The organism is Lysinibacillus sp. FJAT-14222, from assembly GCF_001278875.1.
GTDB lineage: Bacteria > Bacillota > Bacilli > Bacillales_A > Planococcaceae > Lysinibacillus > Lysinibacillus agricola.
In genome coordinates this window covers 20,440-39,427 of sequence record NZ_LIYL01000002.1, presented here as the reverse complement: position 1 = coordinate 39,427, position 18,988 = coordinate 20,440, and the positions used below count along the sequence as shown (strand labels likewise).

General features: G+C 39.0%; 24 protein-coding genes. All 24 read left to right on the top strand.

Annotated elements, in window-relative coordinates:
• The first annotated feature begins 23 nt into the window (after positions 1-23).
• The 24 genes from AN161_RS01005 (at position 24) to AN161_RS00895 (ending at position 18,854) form a co-directional block, all read left to right on the top strand.
• Entirely contained in the window at positions 24-1,208 is a 1,185-nt protein-coding gene (locus AN161_RS01005) for a hypothetical protein (RefSeq protein ID WP_053592516.1), read from the top strand.
• A gap of 13 nt (positions 1,209-1,221) precedes the next feature.
• The gene (locus AN161_RS01000) at positions 1,222-1,623 is read left to right on the top strand and encodes a capsid cement protein (protein ID WP_053592515.1); all 402 of its coding nucleotides are present in this window, start codon (positions 1,222-1,224) and stop codon (positions 1,621-1,623) included.
• Positions 1,623-2,684, top strand: coding sequence for a hypothetical protein (locus AN161_RS00995; RefSeq protein WP_053592514.1), 1,062 nt, complete (start codon positions 1,623-1,625; stop codon positions 2,682-2,684). The genes AN161_RS01000 and AN161_RS00995 overlap by 1 nt, the downstream gene beginning before the upstream one ends.
• A gap of 13 nt (positions 2,685-2,697) precedes the next feature.
• Positions 2,698-3,051: a hypothetical protein gene (locus AN161_RS00990; protein WP_053592513.1), complete on the top strand. Its 354-nt coding sequence runs from the start codon at positions 2,698-2,700 to the stop codon at positions 3,049-3,051.
• A complete protein-coding gene (locus AN161_RS00985) occupies positions 3,051-3,431 on the top strand; it encodes a hypothetical protein (protein ID WP_053592512.1) in 381 nt (126 codons plus the stop codon). Before AN161_RS00990 ends, AN161_RS00985 begins: the two co-directional genes overlap by 1 nt.
• Entirely contained in the window at positions 3,431-3,853 is a 423-nt protein-coding gene (locus AN161_RS00980) for a hypothetical protein (RefSeq protein ID WP_053592511.1), read from the top strand. The genes AN161_RS00985 and AN161_RS00980 overlap by 1 nt, the downstream gene beginning before the upstream one ends.
• Complete coding sequence (locus AN161_RS00975; protein ID WP_053592510.1) at positions 3,850-4,695, top strand: hypothetical protein; 846 nt, start codon at positions 3,850-3,852, stop codon at positions 4,693-4,695. The genes AN161_RS00980 and AN161_RS00975 overlap by 4 nt, the downstream gene beginning before the upstream one ends.
• A complete protein-coding gene (locus AN161_RS00970) occupies positions 4,692-4,871 on the top strand; it encodes a hypothetical protein (RefSeq protein ID WP_053592509.1) in 180 nt (59 codons plus the stop codon). The genes AN161_RS00975 and AN161_RS00970 overlap by 4 nt, the downstream gene beginning before the upstream one ends.
• A 3-nt stretch (positions 4,872-4,874) precedes the next feature.
• Positions 4,875-6,275: a phage tail sheath subtilisin-like domain-containing protein gene (locus AN161_RS00965; protein WP_198926825.1), complete on the top strand. Its 1,401-nt coding sequence runs from the start codon at positions 4,875-4,877 to the stop codon at positions 6,273-6,275.
• A 51-nt stretch (positions 6,276-6,326) separates the two neighbouring features.
• Positions 6,327-6,770 carry a hypothetical protein gene (locus tag AN161_RS00960; RefSeq protein ID WP_053592508.1) on the top strand — a complete coding sequence of 148 codons (444 nt, stop codon included), beginning with the start codon at positions 6,327-6,329 and terminating at the stop codon, positions 6,768-6,770.
• Between the two features lie 65 nt (positions 6,771-6,835).
• On the top strand, positions 6,836-7,321 hold the full coding sequence (locus tag AN161_RS00955) for a hypothetical protein (protein WP_053592507.1): 486 nt from the start codon (positions 6,836-6,838) through the stop codon (positions 7,319-7,321).
• A gap of 170 nt (positions 7,322-7,491) precedes the next feature.
• The gene (locus AN161_RS00950) at positions 7,492-10,707 is read left to right on the top strand and encodes a hypothetical protein (protein ID WP_053592506.1); all 3,216 of its coding nucleotides are present in this window, start codon (positions 7,492-7,494) and stop codon (positions 10,705-10,707) included.
• Between the two features lie 4 nt (positions 10,708-10,711).
• Complete coding sequence (locus AN161_RS00945) at positions 10,712-11,365, top strand: LysM peptidoglycan-binding domain-containing protein (RefSeq protein WP_053592505.1); 654 nt, start codon at positions 10,712-10,714, stop codon at positions 11,363-11,365.
• Entirely contained in the window at positions 11,362-12,393 is a 1,032-nt protein-coding gene (locus tag AN161_RS00940; protein ID WP_053592504.1) for a hypothetical protein, read from the top strand. Before AN161_RS00945 ends, AN161_RS00940 begins: the two co-directional genes overlap by 4 nt.
• Positions 12,390-12,674: a hypothetical protein gene (locus tag AN161_RS00935; RefSeq protein ID WP_053592503.1), complete on the top strand. Its 285-nt coding sequence runs from the start codon at positions 12,390-12,392 to the stop codon at positions 12,672-12,674. Before AN161_RS00940 ends, AN161_RS00935 begins: the two co-directional genes overlap by 4 nt.
• A gap of 8 nt (positions 12,675-12,682) precedes the next feature.
• Positions 12,683-13,147 carry a DUF2634 domain-containing protein gene (locus AN161_RS00930; RefSeq protein WP_053592502.1) on the top strand — a complete coding sequence of 155 codons (465 nt, stop codon included), beginning with the start codon at positions 12,683-12,685 and terminating at the stop codon, positions 13,145-13,147.
• Entirely contained in the window at positions 13,125-14,234 is a 1,110-nt protein-coding gene (locus AN161_RS00925; protein ID WP_053592501.1) for a baseplate J/gp47 family protein, read from the top strand. The genes AN161_RS00930 and AN161_RS00925 overlap by 23 nt, the downstream gene beginning before the upstream one ends.
• Positions 14,218-14,877, top strand: a complete 660-nt coding sequence (locus AN161_RS00920; RefSeq protein ID WP_053592500.1) for a putative phage tail protein — start codon at positions 14,218-14,220, stop codon at positions 14,875-14,877. Before AN161_RS00925 ends, AN161_RS00920 begins: the two co-directional genes overlap by 17 nt.
• Before the next feature lie 13 nt (positions 14,878-14,890).
• Positions 14,891-15,193 (top strand): hypothetical protein, encoded by a 303-nt coding sequence (locus tag AN161_RS00915; RefSeq protein ID WP_053592499.1) that lies wholly within the window; start codon positions 14,891-14,893, stop codon positions 15,191-15,193.
• Positions 15,193-15,834: a hypothetical protein gene (locus tag AN161_RS00910; protein WP_053592498.1), complete on the top strand. Its 642-nt coding sequence runs from the start codon at positions 15,193-15,195 to the stop codon at positions 15,832-15,834. Before AN161_RS00915 ends, AN161_RS00910 begins: the two co-directional genes overlap by 1 nt.
• A gap of 150 nt (positions 15,835-15,984) precedes the next feature.
• Positions 15,985-17,763 carry a DUF6273 domain-containing protein gene (locus tag AN161_RS00905; protein ID WP_053592497.1) on the top strand — a complete coding sequence of 593 codons (1,779 nt, stop codon included), beginning with the start codon at positions 15,985-15,987 and terminating at the stop codon, positions 17,761-17,763.
• A gap of 22 nt (positions 17,764-17,785) precedes the next feature.
• The gene (locus AN161_RS00900; RefSeq protein ID WP_053592496.1) at positions 17,786-18,004 is read left to right on the top strand and encodes a hypothetical protein; all 219 of its coding nucleotides are present in this window, start codon (positions 17,786-17,788) and stop codon (positions 18,002-18,004) included.
• Positions 18,001-18,153, top strand: coding sequence for an XkdX family protein (locus AN161_RS27190; protein ID WP_082339562.1), 153 nt, complete (start codon positions 18,001-18,003; stop codon positions 18,151-18,153). The genes AN161_RS00900 and AN161_RS27190 overlap by 4 nt, the downstream gene beginning before the upstream one ends.
• A 77-nt stretch (positions 18,154-18,230) precedes the next feature.
• Entirely contained in the window at positions 18,231-18,854 is a 624-nt protein-coding gene (locus AN161_RS00895) for a hypothetical protein (RefSeq protein WP_143114535.1), read from the top strand.
• The last annotated feature ends 134 nt before the right edge of the window (positions 18,855-18,988 follow it).

Genomic DNA, 18,988 nt, shown 5'->3' with positions numbered 1-18,988 from the left:
TCTTATAGAGAGGGGGTGAACACATGACATACTCTATGCTTTGTGGCGAAATGGCACAAGGGAAAAACGAATTTTTTCAATTGTTTGGCAATATTGCCGGGGAAATGAGAATAGAAGATGTTCCAACAGCACCTGGAGTTGATGTGAATGAATTAAAAAAAGGAGATGATGATCCACTAGAGGTTGTCGTTGAAATACCCGCTTCTAAATCAAAAAGAGGATGGAATTATACAGCCAATTCTCTAAAAAATATTGTTGAAGCAGTTAACACTCAAACATTAAATGGTTTCCTAGGCCACCAGAAGGCTGAAGACGTAAGCAATCAATTCTTACCACCTGTTACCCATTGGGTAGGGGCAAAAATGGTAGGAGAGATTGCTTATTTTCGTGGCGTTGTTGATGCCTCAGCAAAAGATTTAAAGCGTTGGATTAGATCGAAGCGAATACGACAAGTAAGTATTTTTGGTATTCCAAAGCTACAAAGAGTAGCGGGAGAAACCAACGTTATCGGGTATGATCCGATGTCAATTGACTGGACACCATTAGATCGAGCCGGAATGAATACTCGAATCGTAGCAATGTCTGGCGAAATGTGGGACTTGGAAGGAGAAGGACCAGAAGGTGAATTGGAAAATTATGAGGGAGGTGCTGGCATGAAGCCAGAAGATGTATTAAATGCTCTGAAAGAAATGTTGGGAAATAAACAAATTACTTTTTCAATGATTGCTGGTGAAATGGGCTTGAAGCCGGAGCAAATTGCATCAGATATTGATGCTGAGTGGGTTAAAAATCTTACGGAATCAGTAGACAAATTGCAAAAAGTCGAAGAAGCACTTGGTGTTTCAGGAGAAATGGATGTTGTTACTGTTGCTAATGAAGCGGCGAAGGCATTAGAGAAACAAGGAAATGCAGGTGTTGAGAAAATCATTGGCGAAATGATGGAAACAAAAATTAAAACTGAGAATGTTCGAAAGGATATATCGAATGTTGAAACACCGATTGGGAAGCTGTGGTCTTATCATTCAAATTCCATTACTGCAGATATGACGAAAGATCAAATAGAGGGAGAGATGGATTCGTTTTTTAATGATGGAGTAGTAAAAAACATCATCAATTCTTATCACATTGACAATCCCGCTGGATTGGGTAACACAGGTGGGAATACCAATACACCACAAGGCCTAAAAACAAAGCGTACAGCGCTATAAGGAGGTAATTTTAATGCCATACACAGGTCAACCAGTATCAAGTACAGTTTATAATGCGTATCGAGCAAAAGTTGGTGACGGTAAAAGTGTTCGAATTCCAGTGCCTGAAAAGACAGCCATTGAAGCGGGACTTTTTTATGAAATAAGTGGTTTCTTCGGTTCTGCTATACAGTCTGTAAAGACACTTGCTGGTGATACATCAGAGATAATTTTAAACATTGAACAAGCTGAATATGAAACGGATCAAATTGAAAAAACGCAATCATTCAAATTCGGTACGAAAATTTATTTTGATAAAGGCAAATTCACCGAAACAAAAAGTGATACAACTCGCTTTGCAGGTACAGTAACACAAAGCAAAGATGCAAAAGGTGTGATTTGGTTCATCTTAGCACCACAAGGAGGCAATGTATAATGACAGCAAGAGTACACTCTGTAGACACATTAAAAGAACAACGACGACAAGGAACTCACGAAACGGTGGTTCCTTTTTTAATTAATGGGCAACAAGATGAAGTTGCGAAAAAAATTGTAAACGGGGAAATGGAAACTTATGAGTTGTCAAAGCCCATTGGCGAAATGATGACTTCTGAAACGTCTCGTAAAGAATTACTTCAAAAGGTGGTTCTTGATGTTGAGTTAGGACGTGAGGATGTACCGGTCCTTTACAAGCCAATTTATGAAACTTTGCAGGATCCAAACTTCCCGCGTGAATTTGAAGCGAAATGGGCGCAATACGGAACAGTGGTATTCTTTGAACATTTAGAAGGTGAAGAAGTTAAGTTTGGTAGCTTACAAGCTGAACAAGGTCCAATCGCTCGACTCAAAGGATTTACAGCTGGATTCGAGTATACAAAAGAAATGCAAATTTTTAATCAAACCTTTAATTTTGAATTACTTAATAAAGCATTTGGAGAGGCGCACAACGCTTTACTAAATCATTTGCACCTAGCACCAATTCTTAAGTATAGCTATAAAGCAGCAAACAAAACTGCTCCTGTATATGTAAAACCGGATGGAAATGCCGGCACATCAACAGATGCACATTACATCTTGTCATTACGTGCTACGTTACGCGAAGGTTTAAAAGATACTCGTACTGCAAAGCGTCCAGGAACGGTTCTTCTTGCCAACTCTGCTCATAAAGAGGATATTCAAGACGCACTGAGTAGCATGACATTACAAGCGACACCGTATGGAGCTACAACAGGTATTAGTGACATCATCTATTACGATGGATGGGAAGCGCAAGTATCAAAAAAATCACATGATTATGAAGGTGTTCCAGAAGGAAAGGTTTATCTAATTCGTCCGAAACGAGGATTTAAAGAATTAGTGAAACAAGGCTTACAAATCAATGCAACAATTGGCGACCTAACCCGTTTAGTTGAAGCTCAAGTCGTTGGCGATTTTTGGCGTGGGGTATTTGCTGCAGTTGAGGAAAATGTCCAAGAAATTACGTTGCCAGGGCGATAAGGTGGTGAAGTAGATGGAGCCGACAATTGCATTGCGCGACCGATTACGGAAAATGATTAATGACATAATTCCTAAAGGCGGTACAGATAAGGATACAACTTTTTCGAATGCGGAATTGGATGATATGTTACGAGAGTCTGAGAGTATCTATTATGCCGCTTCTGAAGGATGGACCATAAAGGCAGGACTACTTGAAGGTGACATCGAGGGTTATTCAGCTGGTAATGAAAAGTATGAACTAACAAAGTTACAGGATAGGTTGGCACACGCTTTGCGGATGGCTCAAAAGTATAAAGAGCAAGCGAATGAAGTGGGTGAAACACAATCTAGTTTTTTATTAAAATTTAAGGCTCCGGATGTGATGTGATGAACATTGTTGAAATGCGACGAAAGCATACAAAATGGAACATCGAGCAAAACCCCACAACTATTAATATCAACCGAACAATAAAGAAAAAATCACAGGGCTACATTGATGATAAGAACATTGATGTTGGCCCTTTTATGGTTCGCATCTTTAACTCAGGTTCATCTAGTCCTCAAGTAGTCACTACACTGGCCGGCGAGAAGCAAACGGACACATATTTTGGTATATTGGCTGATTTTGAAGCGGATATACAAGCAAGCACAATTGTTAAAGATGAATTTGAGGTTGAAGGAATCTGCTTCTTGGTGAAATCCATATATCCGCAAAGAATAAATGGTGAGGTTGTAGGATATCAAGGCGAGCTGGAGAGGGTGACATAATGCCGCTTCATTCATTTAAAGAAAAATTGGATAGAAAAGTAGCGGGTTTACATGCACTAGGGACTCATTTAGGTAAAGAATTAGAAAAGGACGCAAAATCAACAGCAAGTTGGACTGATCGTACTGGTGCAACTCGTGCAGCTATACACGGTGGAGCTGATAAAACTGATAACGGAACTATTATCTACATCGCTCATGGTGCAAAAGTAGGGATGTATCATGAGCTAGGGACAGGTATTTACGGACCGAAAAAACAACCAATTGTTCCGAAAAACAAAAAAGCTTTGAAGTTTGAAATTGGCGGCAAAACCATTGTAGTTAAGTCTGTGAAAGGTATAAAAGTTAATCCAGTACTGAAAAACACAGCTATAAAACATAAAGGCGAAATTGAAAATGCAATCAGGAGGTATTGGGAGTCATGACGACAGTACGTGGGGCTTTGTATGACTTACTAGTTGATGGGGTTGCAACTGTTAAAGGTGAGGTGTGGGAGCCGTCAGCTGCTGGTCCAAAAATGGAAAAACCATGCCTAGTACTTCGAGAAGGTCCTCAAACTGAAACAGAAAAGTATGCGGATTTTTCTATTGATTTTGAAGTATGGCCGTATGTGAAACGGACAACATTCCAAGCGGTTGATAATCTTGCAAAAGAAGTTAATAAGGTTATTAATAAAAAACGTTTTGAAGTGGATGGCAAACCATTCTATATCGAATTTGTTGGTTCTACAGAGGATATTGTAGACGAGGAATGGGACGCGCTAACTAGAGGATTAAGCTTCCGGGTACACTCTTTATCATGGCTTGTTCATGCACCTATTGAACCTGATCCAGTTACAACAATGACTGCATATTCAAGCATGAAATTTGTTGATTTACAAACTAATCCTGCTACATGGAAGCCGTCAGATGACCGTCCAGCATTGTATTGGCGTCAGGAAGTTATTACAGCTACAGAACCAGCAGTATGGGGCGCTTGGATTACTGCAACTCTTAGAGGGCATGTAATCAATCCAGACGTTGCAAAACGGAAGCGGGTAACTGAAAAGGTATCCCGGCAACTGTTATTAGATAACAGAGCCTACATGTCTGATAAATCACCGATGAATTTTGAAAGTGTTTCAATAAATGATGGTTACGATCCTTTTAAACAAGGACAAATTCAACTGTCAGTTAGATATGGAATTTTAAAAGATAGACCACGAAATCCGCTACGTCATGTATATACGAATGATAGCGATAAGGCGAAAGGAGCGGTGCATAAATGACGACTAAAAAAGTACCTGAACAAGAGTATATTCGTGAAGAAATACTAGCAGCTGCAGGTGTGTTTGAAGTATCGGCTGAATTTTTAGCCGGAGCATTAACCCTTGTTGAAGGTGACAAATTGACACGTACACAGGTAAAAGCTGCTATCAAAAAATTTAAAGAACAGAAGGTGTAATACATGGGAATTGGAGCAATGTTTAAGCTCGGTGAGCAAAAGGCTCGACCGAATGTTTATGTACGTTGGTACAATGCCGGTGGTTATAAGAGTTATGCTCGCCCATTAGGTGTAGGTGCAGCACTCGTTAAATCGAATTGGGGACCACTGGGAGCTGTTCAAACAATTGAAGCATCAGACAATGATCCAGCCACTTTAAAGAAGTTAATTGGTTCTGGTCTTGTTGCTGAATTGTTAGAAGAAGCGTTCTTGGGTGGAGCGGTATTTATGCATACTGTACGTGTTGGTAATGGAGGAGCAAAAGGGAAATTAACAATCCAAGAGGCATCTGCCGGAAACATTGAATTAACAACAAAATATCCAACTTCACGCAAATTTGAGGTAACATTACGAGATGCTTTGGACCCTTCAAAGCGTGAAATTATTATAACCGAAGAGGGCAGACAACTAGAAAGCTATAGTTATGAAGCGGGTGACAATGAAGCACTTGCTTTAACAGAGGTGCTTACAAAGAGCGCTTATTTAGATGTTAAAAAAGCAAAGGAGGGTTCCTTACCTTCTGTGGTAAGCCAACAATTAATAGGTGGTAGTGATCCTACAGTGACAGCTGAAGATTATACGTCAGCTATGCCGCTTCTAGAAACAAAATTCTTTGATTCATTAATTTTAGATACTGAAAATACAGCGTTACAAGCGTCTGCACAAGCGTTTATTCGTCGTCGTATACAAGAAGGATATCGAACGTCAGCAGTGTTTGCAAATGACTTAGAGGACGATTTTAATACGCGTATCCAAAAAGCGAAGGCATTCAATGATTTTGCTATCATCTACATTGGTAATGCTGTTCGTACTACAACTCGAGTATTAAAAGGTGCTCTAGCAGCTGCTCGTGTTATGGGAACGATGATTTCCGGAACCTATAAATCTAGTCTTACTAAGAATACAATTGATGGTGCTGTAGAAATTGTTGGGGAATTAAAATCTCAAGAATATATTGAAGCGGCCAATAATGGATTAATGGTATTTTCACTAAACTCTGATGGCATCCCGCAAATTGATTATGGTATTAATACACTCGCTTCAATAGGTGAGGATGAAGATGAGGGTTGGAAGAAGATTCGACGAATGCGAACTCGCTATGAACTAATTGACCGTATAGTTCGCAAAGTAGACAAAGCCATGTCTAACAATGTAGACAATAATCCAGATGGACGTCAACATGTAATTACACTAGCAAATGGTGAAATAGATCAAATGATTCGTGATGGTGGATTAGAATCGGGAGCAATGATAGTTGATCCTAAAACACCACCGCAGGGTGACTCTGCATGGTTTACGTTCGACAATCTAGTAGACTTAGACGGACTAGAAAAAGCTTACCTTGCATTTGGATTCAAATATTAAGAACAGAGTCGCCTAAATGGTGGCTCTTTTAACTTTTAGGAGGTTTTACAGATGGATGGACGTTATATATTCCGACGCTGCATTCCGACTGATACAATCGATGTGGCGAATGTAGCACCGGGAGAAGTCCTACAACGTGATTGGTCGTTTCGTGTTAATATGCCACCTGAGTTACAAGAAAAATTAGATTCAGGAGAATTTGATCCACGAAATATCCTACACGGTGTAGATGGTGAGCTATACGATGATGATGGGAATTTTTTGGCGGCAGTTAATGAGTGGCAAGCACAAATGTCATTTGAAACGGCAGATTATCAAGCAGCGGGTCAATGGGTTATTTGGGGTATTACAACCGGCTACTCTTTTACACTAACATTCAAAGAAACTGTAGTTAATGACATGTTATTAGTGAAGATACTAAACGGTTTTAAAAGGAGTGGACGAGGCATACCCGACCTGAATTTTACAGGTGTATTACGATCACATAAAAAATAAAAATAATTAAATGGCGCTAAGTAAGCGCCTTTTTTAATTACAAAACGAAATGGAGCGAATGAACAATGAACGATAAGAATCTAGATAAAGAGGATTTATTACGGGTAGAAGATAGCATTATTGACGGTTTACTTCGTGCGGTTGAAAGTAATCAAACTGAAACTAAGAAAGTGACAATTTCACGAGACGGTAAAAATTTATTTAGTTTTTCTGTTAATCCTATTCCAGAGGAAAAATATGATCAGATCCAGGACCTAGCAACAAAATTTAAAGATAATAAGGCTGGGATAAAGGTACCTGTGGAAACAGATCATCCTAAAATGCGTGCAATGCTTATCTATGAAGCAACGATAAAAGAGGATCGTGTTCGTCTTTGGGATAACAAGGATTATTGGAAGGCTACAAATGTATTAACGGGTACACAACTCATTGAAAAAGCACTTCGAGCTGGTGAAAAATCTGCAGTAGTACAAATAATTGATGACATTTCAGGTTATACGATTGAAGCTGAGGACATGTTAAAAAACTCATCGGAGCAGGAGGAAGAATAACCCTCCTGCATGAGATTTTTCAACGGACTGGAAAAACGCCAGATGAAATATTAAGTAAACCAAAAAATATTCAACGTTTTTGTTATGAGTCAATGACATATACGTTGGAAAGAGAAAACGAGATAGCTAGAAGAAGAGCAGAGATTTTAAATAAAAAGTAGGTGGATTGAATGTCTAGTAAAGAAGTATATCGAATAGAAATACCTATTATTGCATCAGATGATTATACTGAGGAGATTCAGAAAGCCGAAAAAGCTATTTTGTCTCTTCGGAAACTACTCGGAAAAGATGTAAAAGTAAAAGGTATTAGTGATTTCGATAGTGCAACAAAAAGTGCTTCTAATTTAGAAAAAGAAGTAAAGAAAGTGCAAACCGCTTCTGCAACAGCAAGTAAAGAAGTGGGCAAGGTAAGCCAAAACGTTGATAAACAGATGTCCCGAGTTGAAAAGCGTATGCAAGAGAAAGCAAATCTTGTACAGCGAATTGCACGACGTAAACAAATGATTGAAATTGGTGTGCGGGATAGAGCTTCAAGAACAATTGGATATATACAGAGCAAGCTCAATAACATTCGGAATGCCAGGATTGTTACATTTACCATAAGGGCTATTGATAGGGCTACCAGAATTTTAGGTGGTATCAGACGATCTATCACAAGTATTCCTACTATGGTGACTATAGCTCTATCTTACGTAGGTATTAAAAATTTTAGTAATGCTACAGTAGGTGCAGCAATGAGATGGGAAGAGTACGAGGTCTCTATGACTCATTGGCTTGATGGTAATGTACAGAAAGCTAAAGAATTAACAAAGTGGATGGGGCAATTTGCTGATACCACTCCATTTAGCTCCGCCGAGTTATTCCCAGCTCTCACACAAGGTATAAGTATTACGAATGGTGACGTTAAAAAAGCGCAACGATTATTAAAGATAACTTCAGATATGGCGTCCTTAACTCCTGGTCGAACAGTAGAAGATGCTATGTTAGCACTCGGAAACGCTCAAATGGGTAACTATGAGATGATGAAGGGCTTTGGCATGCAAGTTACAAAAGAGAAGTTAAAAAAGATGGGCGGGTATGACGGTTTTATAAACGAAGTGGAAAAATCATTTAAAGACGGTGCGGTAAAACTTTCTAAGACGGCATCAGGTATACTCGCAACATTAAAAGGGTACAGAAGCTCACTATTTCGTTCCATAGGTACTGGTTTCTTAGAGCCTATGAAACCTCGTCTTGATAAAATCAACCTATGGCTTGAGAATAATCAAGAAACATGGGCCGGATGGAAACAGACTGTAAGTGACGCTGGTAAAGCTTTTTCAGATTTTGTGTTTACAAAGGGTGAAGGTTTGTTCAATTATTTAGGTGGCGTATTTACGCCGCAACATCAATTTGAAATTAGAAAAGGTGGTCGAATACCTCAAGCAGAAGATATTTATGGACAGGATCTATCTATAGGAGCAAAGTTTGAAATTGTTTTTGACGATGCTAAAACATACGTAAAAAAATGGTGGGACGGAAGTGCGGTTCCTGCAATAAGTAGTTGGTGGAATTCTACAGGTCAACCATTCATGATTGATACAGGTACACTCATAGGTGAAGCGCTAATTAAAGGGATGGGGATTGCTGTTAAAGAGGGCATTGGTATATTAAGTACCCTATGGGGTGACGTTGAAAACAATCGCCAAGAACATGGTGCATTCAGTAAAGAGACAGGTGGCTCATTTTTAAAAGCTGCAGTACCAACTTTTTTAGCTGGTTGGGGAGTATTTAAATTCCTAAAACCATTCTTCAAGGGTGGGACGAGTGTATTGTCTAAAGGTAAAAATATATACGATAAATTTGGAAGATCGAAAACAAAAGAAACTTCAAGTACAAAACCAACAGCAGGTAATTATTCCGACCAATCTAAACAAAAGGCGCAAAATCAAAATTCGCCAAATGATAGTAAGACAAAATCTACAAGCTATAAAAAAGAATCACCTAAAACTAAATCCTTTATGGATAAAGCGAAAGAAATACCAAAATCATTTATGAATAAAATAAAAGATTTTAAAATGCCTAAAGGCGTAAGTAAATGGACAAAACGTATTCCGGTTATTGGTGCTGCACTCTCACTTTTTGACGGATTAAGTGGAGGTTCATCTTGGAGCGGGATTGCTGGTAGTGCCGCTGGAGGATGGGCAGGAGCTAAATTAGGTGCTGGCGGTGGAGCTGCACTTGGCTCGTTTTTAGGACCTGCAGGAACACTTGCAGGTACAATTATTGGGGGTGTTGGAGGAGGCATTGGAGGAGCTTATGGTGGTGAAAAATTCGGTAACTGGATTATTAATAAAATTAGTAGTCTGTTTAGTAGTAAAAACGCTTCTGCAGCAGAAGTCACAGCAAAAGATTCTACTTCTCAATCACCTGCATCAACTACAAAATATACACCTTCTACAAATATTGAAAGCACCGGCAGTAGTGCATTGATTGAACAAAAAGCGCAAGCATTAGCTAAGAAATTAGAAGATGTGACGAGCGCGTTACATCAAAGTGTATATAACATCTTAACATCATTTGCGGAAGTCGATGTGAGTATAAAATCTTTTAAAACAAACTTTGATAATTTGGTTCAATCAAGTAGTGAAGTAACAGGAAGCTTAAAAAGCACCTTTGCACCGTTACAAATCAGAGGTTTAATGTTAGGTACTACTATGGATTTAATGACTATGACATTAATGCAATCTACTGCATATGTAGGTGGTGCATACTTTCCACTTGCGCCAAAAGGCATTTTATTGAATGTTGGTATGTCTGCATTAGTTATCGGTACTCTACAAGCATCCGCTTCTATATCAACATTCGCGGGAATTTCAGAAAAAGTGAATGCTTTAAAAGGTGCCATTGATGGTCTACGAACAAGAATCAATAATGTTTCTTTACCTTCTGCAGCACCTGCAGGGTCAAAAAGTAGTTCAGGACCAGCTCTAAGAAGTGGCGGTGGATATGTGCCGTATGCAAATGGCGGGTTAATCAATCGTCCACACATGGGACTTGTTGGTGAAGCGGGTCCGGAAGCTATTATCCCACTATCGCCGAGTCGTAGAGGACGTGGCCGAGAATTACTATACAGAACAGCTTCTGCTTTAGGAGTTCAACCGTATGCTGATGGTGGATTAGTTGGTGGAAATATTATAAAAGGCTATGGTGATATAGCAACAGCGAATGGTGGGGCATCTATTAGTATCGGTGATATTATTCCACAAGTACAAATAACTATCCAAGCAAATGAGAATGGGCAAGTTGATTTAAGTAATCTTTCTGATGAAGTTTTAGATGCTATTGGCGTTAAATTAGCTAGTAAAGTATCTGAGGCTTTCTCAAATATGATGATACCGGGGTGATAGAATGGATTTCGCTTTAATTGATCCAGAAACAAAGGAGATTGTTTACTTTCCTGTCGCACCATCTCAAATAAAGATCTCCATTGGTACAAAAACCATATCATTTGAGCCTATAGTTTTGGGGAGTGTCGAAATTCCTCGAGGTCGCCTACCTATTACCTTTGAGGTGACAGGGATACTGCCAAAAAGATCAACTACGTTAGGAAGACGGACTTCAAATTTAGAACCTAATGCAATTGTTGAAAAGTTTAGGAATTGGAGTAATGCCGGTCCATATGGTAAGAAGCTTCGACTTGTAATAACTAAAACGTATTGGAACTTGCCTGTATATTTTAGTAGCTTTGAACCTATTATTGAAAAAGCAGGTGGCAACCTCCCATATTCATTAATTTTAACCGAGTATCGTAGCTTTGAGGTTAAGGAAATTACAAACACTCAAAATGTAACTCAGAAAAAGCGTCAAGAAACGAAAACAATGCCTAAAACATACACCGTAGTGAAAGGTGACAGTCTTTGGACCATATCAAGAAAGTTAACTGGATCCGGAAACAAATGGCCCGAGTTGTGGAATCTAAACAAAAATAAATTAAAAAGTAAAAATAAAGACTTAATTTATCCAGGTGAGGTCTTAACGATACCAAAGGATTGGTTAAAGTGACGGCAAAGTTATTTGATCTTACAAAAGTTGTATATCGTCTCGTGATTTTACCACCTACAGGAGCTACCATTGATATTACTAACCTTATAGAATCGTGTCACCATGAAGAACTTGACGGAGAGCTGTCTGCACATGTAAAAGTACGAATGAAAAATATTAAGCGTGATAACGGATGGATTCATCAACACGTTTATCTTGCAAAACGTTTAGTGTTAGAAGCAAAGAGTGCTGGAATGAATTTTACTGAAATTTTTCGTGGTTCGATTCATAATTGGAAAACAATCGCTGAGAATCACACGATTGAATTTATCGCTTATGATCCAGTGTTTAATATCATGCAATCCAAAGAACATTTTTACTTTAAGGATGGTATTAGTGGTGGTACATCAATTAAAACAATTGCTAATGATATGGGTGTTCCGTTGGGTCAAATAGACGGGCCAAACGCTGCTTTAACAAAGAAAATGTATAACGGTAACGTGGGAAATACAATAGCACAACGTCTTGAGGAATCGAAAGAAAAAGGTGATGGTTACTATGTTGTTCGCTCAACTAAAGGAAAATTGGAATCAATCAAAAAAGGTACCAATCCAATTGTTTATGAATTAACTGATAGGACAGTTGAGAGTGGCTATGATATGCATTCTAGCGAGGACTTAGTGACTGTTGTAAAAATTTATAGTAATTCAAGTGAAGGGAAAAGACCTGCTGTACACGCTACAAAAACAGGTAAAACGGAATTTGGAAAGGTACAGGATATTTTATATAAGTCAGATTTTAAAACCGCAAGTGAAGCAAGTAAAGCTGCAAATACAATTTTAAAAGAGCGTGGTAAGCCTGAAATTGAACGAGGTGTTACACATCCTGATATTCCATGGGTTCGCAAGGGTGATGCTATTATGGTCGCTTCGGGAACAATTGGCGGAATGAAAGATGGTAAGCAAACCAGTATTAAGTGTATTGTCGAAAGTGTTAGTCGTAACATAGAAAAAGGTATGATGACACTTACATTGGAGGCGAATAAATGACTCAAAATTTAGGGGGTAATGCTCTTGCAAAGGCATTTGTAACAATAGCTAACAAAATTTCAGGGGAGCGTACACGCTTCCCGGTTTTCGGAACAATAGACGGCCAGCTTAATTTGCTACCTGATGGTTTTTCAAAACAAATTCCTCCTGGTGATTATTCTGTAAGTCACTCTTTAAGTTTAGGTTCTGAGTTAGATCCATTAAAGCCAAATGATAGGGTTTTATGTATTCCTATTGAAGATGGGCATACGTATGTTATTACTGCACGTATTAAGGGGTGATAAGCAACATGAGCTATGCTACATTTGATGCACCAACATTAATGTACGGCGAAGATATTGAGACATTACAGGATGTCAGGTCATATAGATATGACTATCAAGAAGGAAAAGTAATTGTTACTGGCACAGGTAAAACGTTAGAAGATACAGCAATAGATGCTTACCGCTTCTGGGCTATTAAATGTTGCTTAACGGAGCGATATGAACGAGATTGCTATAGCCCAGATTTTGGTGTTGAATTTGATGCTATTGTAAGAGCTAACTATCCTCGCGGTATTGCCGAGAGCGAATTAAAACGAACAATTAAAGAGGCGCTAATGATTGATGAACGCACAGTTAATGTATCCTCATTCACTTTTGAATGGGAAGGCGATAGCTGTTGGGTTCATTTTTTAATTGAAAGTATTTATGGCATTGATCGAATTGAGATACAGAGAGGAGGGGAATTGAATGCTAGAATTTCAGTTGCCTGAACATTTGCAGATTACAGAAACTCAAATACATGAAAAAATGCTTAAAATGGCACCACAAGGCATTGATACATCAGAAGGTCATATGTATTGGGACCACACGAAACCAACGGCTAGGATAGCAGGCGAACTTGTTGAGTATACACTTCCTCTCACGTTAATGATTATGTTTCCACAGTTTGCTTTTGGACAATTTTTAGAATTGCATGGCGAACCAATCGGTGTTTATCGTAAAGCTGCAGTACAAGCAACAACACTCGAAACATTTATTGCGGATGAAGGTACCGTTATTCCTGCAGGAGAAATCGTTGTAACTCTTGGAGATGAACATGAGGAAAGTGTTAGATACAGTATACAAAAAGGTGGTGTGATTGGTACTAGTGGTGAGATAACATTGCCAATTAAAGCTGTTGAGGCGGGTCTACACGGTAACGTGCCACCGAATACGATTGTTGGAATTGAAAAACCAATCAAAGGACTTAAAAGATTGTATAACCCAGAAGCTGTAACTGATGGTGCTGCTATAGAGGATGATGAGAGTTATAGGGAGCGGATATTGGAAAGGAATCGAAATAAGCCTTTAAGTGGTGCTAAGAGTGATTATGTACGTTGGGCGAAAGAAGTTGATGGGGTTGGTGATGTAATTGTACAACCTTTATGGGACGGACCAAAAACAGTTCGTGTCCTAATTACAGACCGTAACCGACAAATTGCTACTCAACAACTCATAGATGAAGTAAAAGTCTATATCGACCCTGTAGATGGGATTGGTGAAGGTAAAGCCCCTATTGGTGCCCATGTAACAATCGGAACTATAACACCTGTGCCGGTATCAATTAAGGTTAAATTAGTGCTTGAAAAAGGGTATGAAATAGACGAAGTTTTAAAACAACTGGAAGATAACATAAATAATTATTTTTCAGATCAACCAATTATCAAGTATGCGCTAGTCGGTGCAACCATTATCAAAACGGAGGGAGTAATTGATTATGAAGATTTATTACTAAATGATGCTGCGGCCAATATTGTGTTAGCGGAAGGCGAACGAGCTGTAGTTAGTGAGGTGTTACATATTGATACAGCAGCTTAATAGTACTGCTAAAAAGATGCTCAAAGGCGTAACACCAATTTATAATAACGATAACTATTCCCTTTCGATTTTTGAAGCTAACGGATCTGTCATGGATATGATAGTTAAATTTGCAGAGAATCTTACTACTGAACTTTTTCCTCAACATGGCACGTGGAGTTTAACATACTGGGAAGATAAATTAGGTATTGTCTATAAAGAGAAAAAGACAGATGCTGAGAGAATTCAGAGAATATTATATGAGCTCAATAAGTATTTTACTATTACAAGAAAAAGGCTAGAAAATGCGGTTAATGCATTTGTTGAAAATCGAAATGCAAAAGTTATTGATGTACCTTGTGCGTATGAGTTTATTGTCAGAATACCTCATACCGGTGGTTTAGTAGGAAAAGGCTTAGTAGAAGCAATAGAAGAGATAAAACCGGCTCATTTACAAAGTTTATTTATGTATGTATTTGAGGTGCCAGGTATTAAAGTAAGTGCGCGTAAACATGTTTATCCGGTTGTCTATCCTAATACTAATCAAGCAATTACAAATGACAACGGTGTTGGTGTAAGAAGTGAGTCTAAGATTGATATTCCTTCAAAAGCACACGGTTACAAAGTCATTTATCCAGTTACAGGTATGGCATTTTCTTATTAAATGAGGTGATGATATGCAAGTCCATGAAAGATTAATAAAGTTATTGTTTCAAACGCTACTTTCCAATGTACAAAAGGGGCGTTTTTTAATTGAAGGTGTTGAGCGTGATATTGATATTTTTAAAACGGAACAGCTAGGGAACATCATTCGTGTAATGTTTTATTTGGATGACTTCAGCGGAGCGGTAACACATGCAGCATTACTTGATAGAGATAATGCAATCTTAGTGAGTGGTCCAACGAATTTTTACAAAGAAAATGATGGCTTCATGTATGTTTTTGATATTCCCATCATTGCAGAGGGAGTTGTTGCATAGTGGCTATAAAAAAATATGAAAGAATAAATTTTCTAGATCACATCTTACGAATTGATGAAAAAGGGGACTTTATCCCAGTAATTGACCTAAGTACAGGAACACAAAAAAATGAGCGTGTTACTGGGTTACCTGTGTGGGAAGCATTGCAAGAGGGTACTCGACACAATCAGAAAGTTATGAATCATCTTGATGAAAATATCGAAATTAACAGGAATTATTTAATTTCTTTAGAGGCGACTATACGTCGTATACAAATACAACTTGAATTAGATGACCGTGTATCAGGCAACAGTGAAACATTTGTTGATGCACTTGACGGAGAACAGGCACGAAAGATGGAGCTAGACACAGTAAAAACTGTGGTGAAGGATACAATTCCGATAGGAGCCACTACTTTAAATGTGGTGGATGCTTCAGGCTTTCAACCGCTCACTGAAGTAACGCTTTACGATAGCACTAACTCAGAGGACATTCTGATTACAGTTATTGAAAGTAACGTTCTCACAGTGCAAGCAACCAAGAAGAACTACTCGAAAGGGGCTTTCATTGCCCGTTCAAATGCTGAACTAGATGTAGTACAGCAACGATTGAAACCGGGACTCTGGGGAACTTACTCCGTATCAATGAATGAAGTTGTCTAACATCAAGGGGAGGGGAAGAGCCCTGAACAAATTGAACAGTCTTTTAGCAGTTGGAAGGTCTATGTTCTATGTGCCATGGTAACTGCTATTACTTGATTTCAAATATAGATAAGTTCATTGAAAGACTATTTGAAGGAGAAGGTGAACAAAATGGCGCAACTATTAAGCAGTCTGCCCGTAGGGACAAAGGTAAAGGATCCCGGAACAACGTACAACGGGAAACCTATCATATTCCAGGTAACCGCTAAAAACCACCCGGGCTATCCTGTTGATTCGGTGACATTACTTACTGAACGTATCATCACATTGAAGTCTTTTGACGCCATTGAACCTGGGAACACAGACGCGAATCGGAGAACAAACGGGAATAACCGCTATCTACATTCCAACATCCGTCAATGGCTAAACAAGGACACTCAGCCGTGGTATTCAGCACAGCATGGAGCGGACCAACCGCCGACAGGCGTCAATGTTTGGTCTGGCTATAATCCTTATGATAGCGAAAGAGGTTTCCTAGGGAACTTCTCAGCGCATTTCAAAAACCGTATTCTGAATACTACTCTTTCAGTAGCTCGGAACACGGTGACGGACGGCGGGGGAAGTGAAACGGTCCAAGACAAGGTTTTTCTCCTATCAAATACCGAAGTGGGATTTGCAAACGAAAACGGCATTTCGGAAGGCTCAAGACTTGCTCTTTTCTCTAATGATGCTTCAAGGCAGGCTAATCCAACAGCTGAAGCTGTTTCAAAAACATCCTATACCAATTCAACTTTGAGTGCTACTCGGTCGTGGCATTGGTGGTTAAGAACCCCATTTGCCGGGGAATCGAACTACGCGCGTGGCGTACATTCTGCTGGGTTACTCCACTACTACGCAGCATTCTATGGGCACTTTGGAGTTCGTCCCGCTTTGAATCTACCATCTGAAATCTGGGTTTCAGATAATCTTGATGCAGACGACGCTTACGTAATTACTTGGAATGCTGTCCCTACAGTTACGCTTGCAGAGGTAGACGGCCGTACTCTCTATGAAGGTGATACTATCAATCTATCAGGGCAAGCCGTATATAAAGACGCTGGTGATGTTGTAAGTGTGAAATATAGCATTAATAACAGAACAGAGCGCACTCTTGCAGCTAGCGTTTCTGACGGCTTCACGCCAATTTCGTACAGCAAGACGCTGAAATTCACGAATGGCAAAATTTTTGACGGTTCCATTGCCGTGACTGATACCCTGGCTGAAGGTGTTGACCATGTCCTGAGATTACGGGCTGAAGATGACAAAAACGGAGAATCTACAGTTCAAGTGCGGAGCTTCCGTATTGTTGCTAACCGACCTCCGGTTCTTCAAGTGGACAGCTTTAAGAAACAAACTGGAGTAATTGAATCGGAGCTCATGACTGTAAGCGGGAACGTAAGCGATCCGGACGGCAATGACGTGACGCTCCGTTATAAATTAAATGGTGGAAGTTTTGTCCAAGTGTACAGAGGAGCTTCAGGACCGTTCGACTTCACGCTTTCGGTTTCTTCTTTGGTGGACGGGAACAACACGCTCACGCTCCAAGTTGAGGACACATACAACTTCACAATGCAGAAAACAGTCGCTATTCAGCGGGAGTTCAACGGTTCGCAGTTGACCGAAGCGGTGGCACGTTTCGCACTGCAACCGGCAACGGCTGAAGCACAGGGACTTGTCACTTGGATTGAACATGATACAGCAGCCTCTCTGGCCGTAGCTGTTTCTATGACAGATCCTGCTGAACAAGAGAAGTTTGAAGCCATGGATAAAACGAACACTGTCGAGCTGATAGACAACATCACCGAAGATGAATTTGACCATATCGCGCCGGCTCCGAAAGGCAAGATCGTTCTGAAGCTTTCCATATCAGACGGGAACATTGCCAAGGTGTCTGGAGCATTTCAAGCATGACGTATAGGAAAGGGTGAAGAAGATGTCTTTGGAAATCAAAAGACGTTTACCGGATGGCTCATTTGGCGAAGCGGTCAAGCCGTTTGGTGGCGAAACGGACCAGGAGAAGATTGTAAGATTAGAAGAGGAAAACGCCAATCTAACTTTCGCATTGCTTGAAAAAGATCTACGTATTGAAAATATCGAAGCCGTTCAAGCGGAGATTTTACTTCAATTATTGAAACGGGAGGGGTCACTATGAATCAGGTCTATTTTAATGCAGCAAAAGCATACTACCCAAGATTCTTCACAAAAGACCAAGTGAAGATTTTTGTCATGGCGGGGAAGATTATGGAAGAACAGTACAAGGAAATTACGGGGCAAGATTTTAAGACGCAAGCAGAAGCTTAGCGTTATTTTTATTGTCTAAGTTGGGAGGAAATCCTTTCCTTTTGTCGAATTATTGTAGAGGGAAGGGTGTGGTTATTGTGATTGAAAATATCGAATTTCTATTTAGAAAACTACTAAACGAAAAAATTATTACTCTGATTATTTCAATCCTAAATATATTAATAGCATATCGTGTATATAGATTTACAAAGAAAGATGTCAATCCCAAATTAAGTGTTAAATCTACATTCGAAGATTCAGAAAATGAATATAGTAAAAGTGTTAATAAAGAATTATTGGAAATAAATTTTGAAACAAGAGGTTTTCCAAAAATACAACATAACACTAAATTGTGGAAGTTGACAATTGAGAATAATGGAGAGTTACCTGCAACTAATGTTGTATTAGATTACTCAATTACTATTAAAAAGGGAGATTTTGATTTTGGAATTGATGAAGCTGATATACTAAATAAGAGATTTATAGATTACAAGACAATCAATAGAACAGAAAAGTTCGATTATATTGCTCCAGATTCGAAAAAAGTGTTAAAAGTATTATATATACAAGGTGAATTTCCTTGTGCCGATTTAAAAGTCAAAAAATTAAAATCAGATGAAATTACTTTTATAAAAAAAGAAATAAAGATTGACACTTATGAACATCCTGAGTTTTCTATGATTGTTGATGGTCCACATGAACGTAAACTTTTTGGTATTTAGGATAAACACTAGTGTAAATTACATTGACCTTCATAGATATGAAGGTCTTTTATTATGTGCTGTGAGAGAAATCGAGATAGATAACAGTACATGTCACTAATTCTCGTTGCGTTTTATAGTTATATTTATTGTCT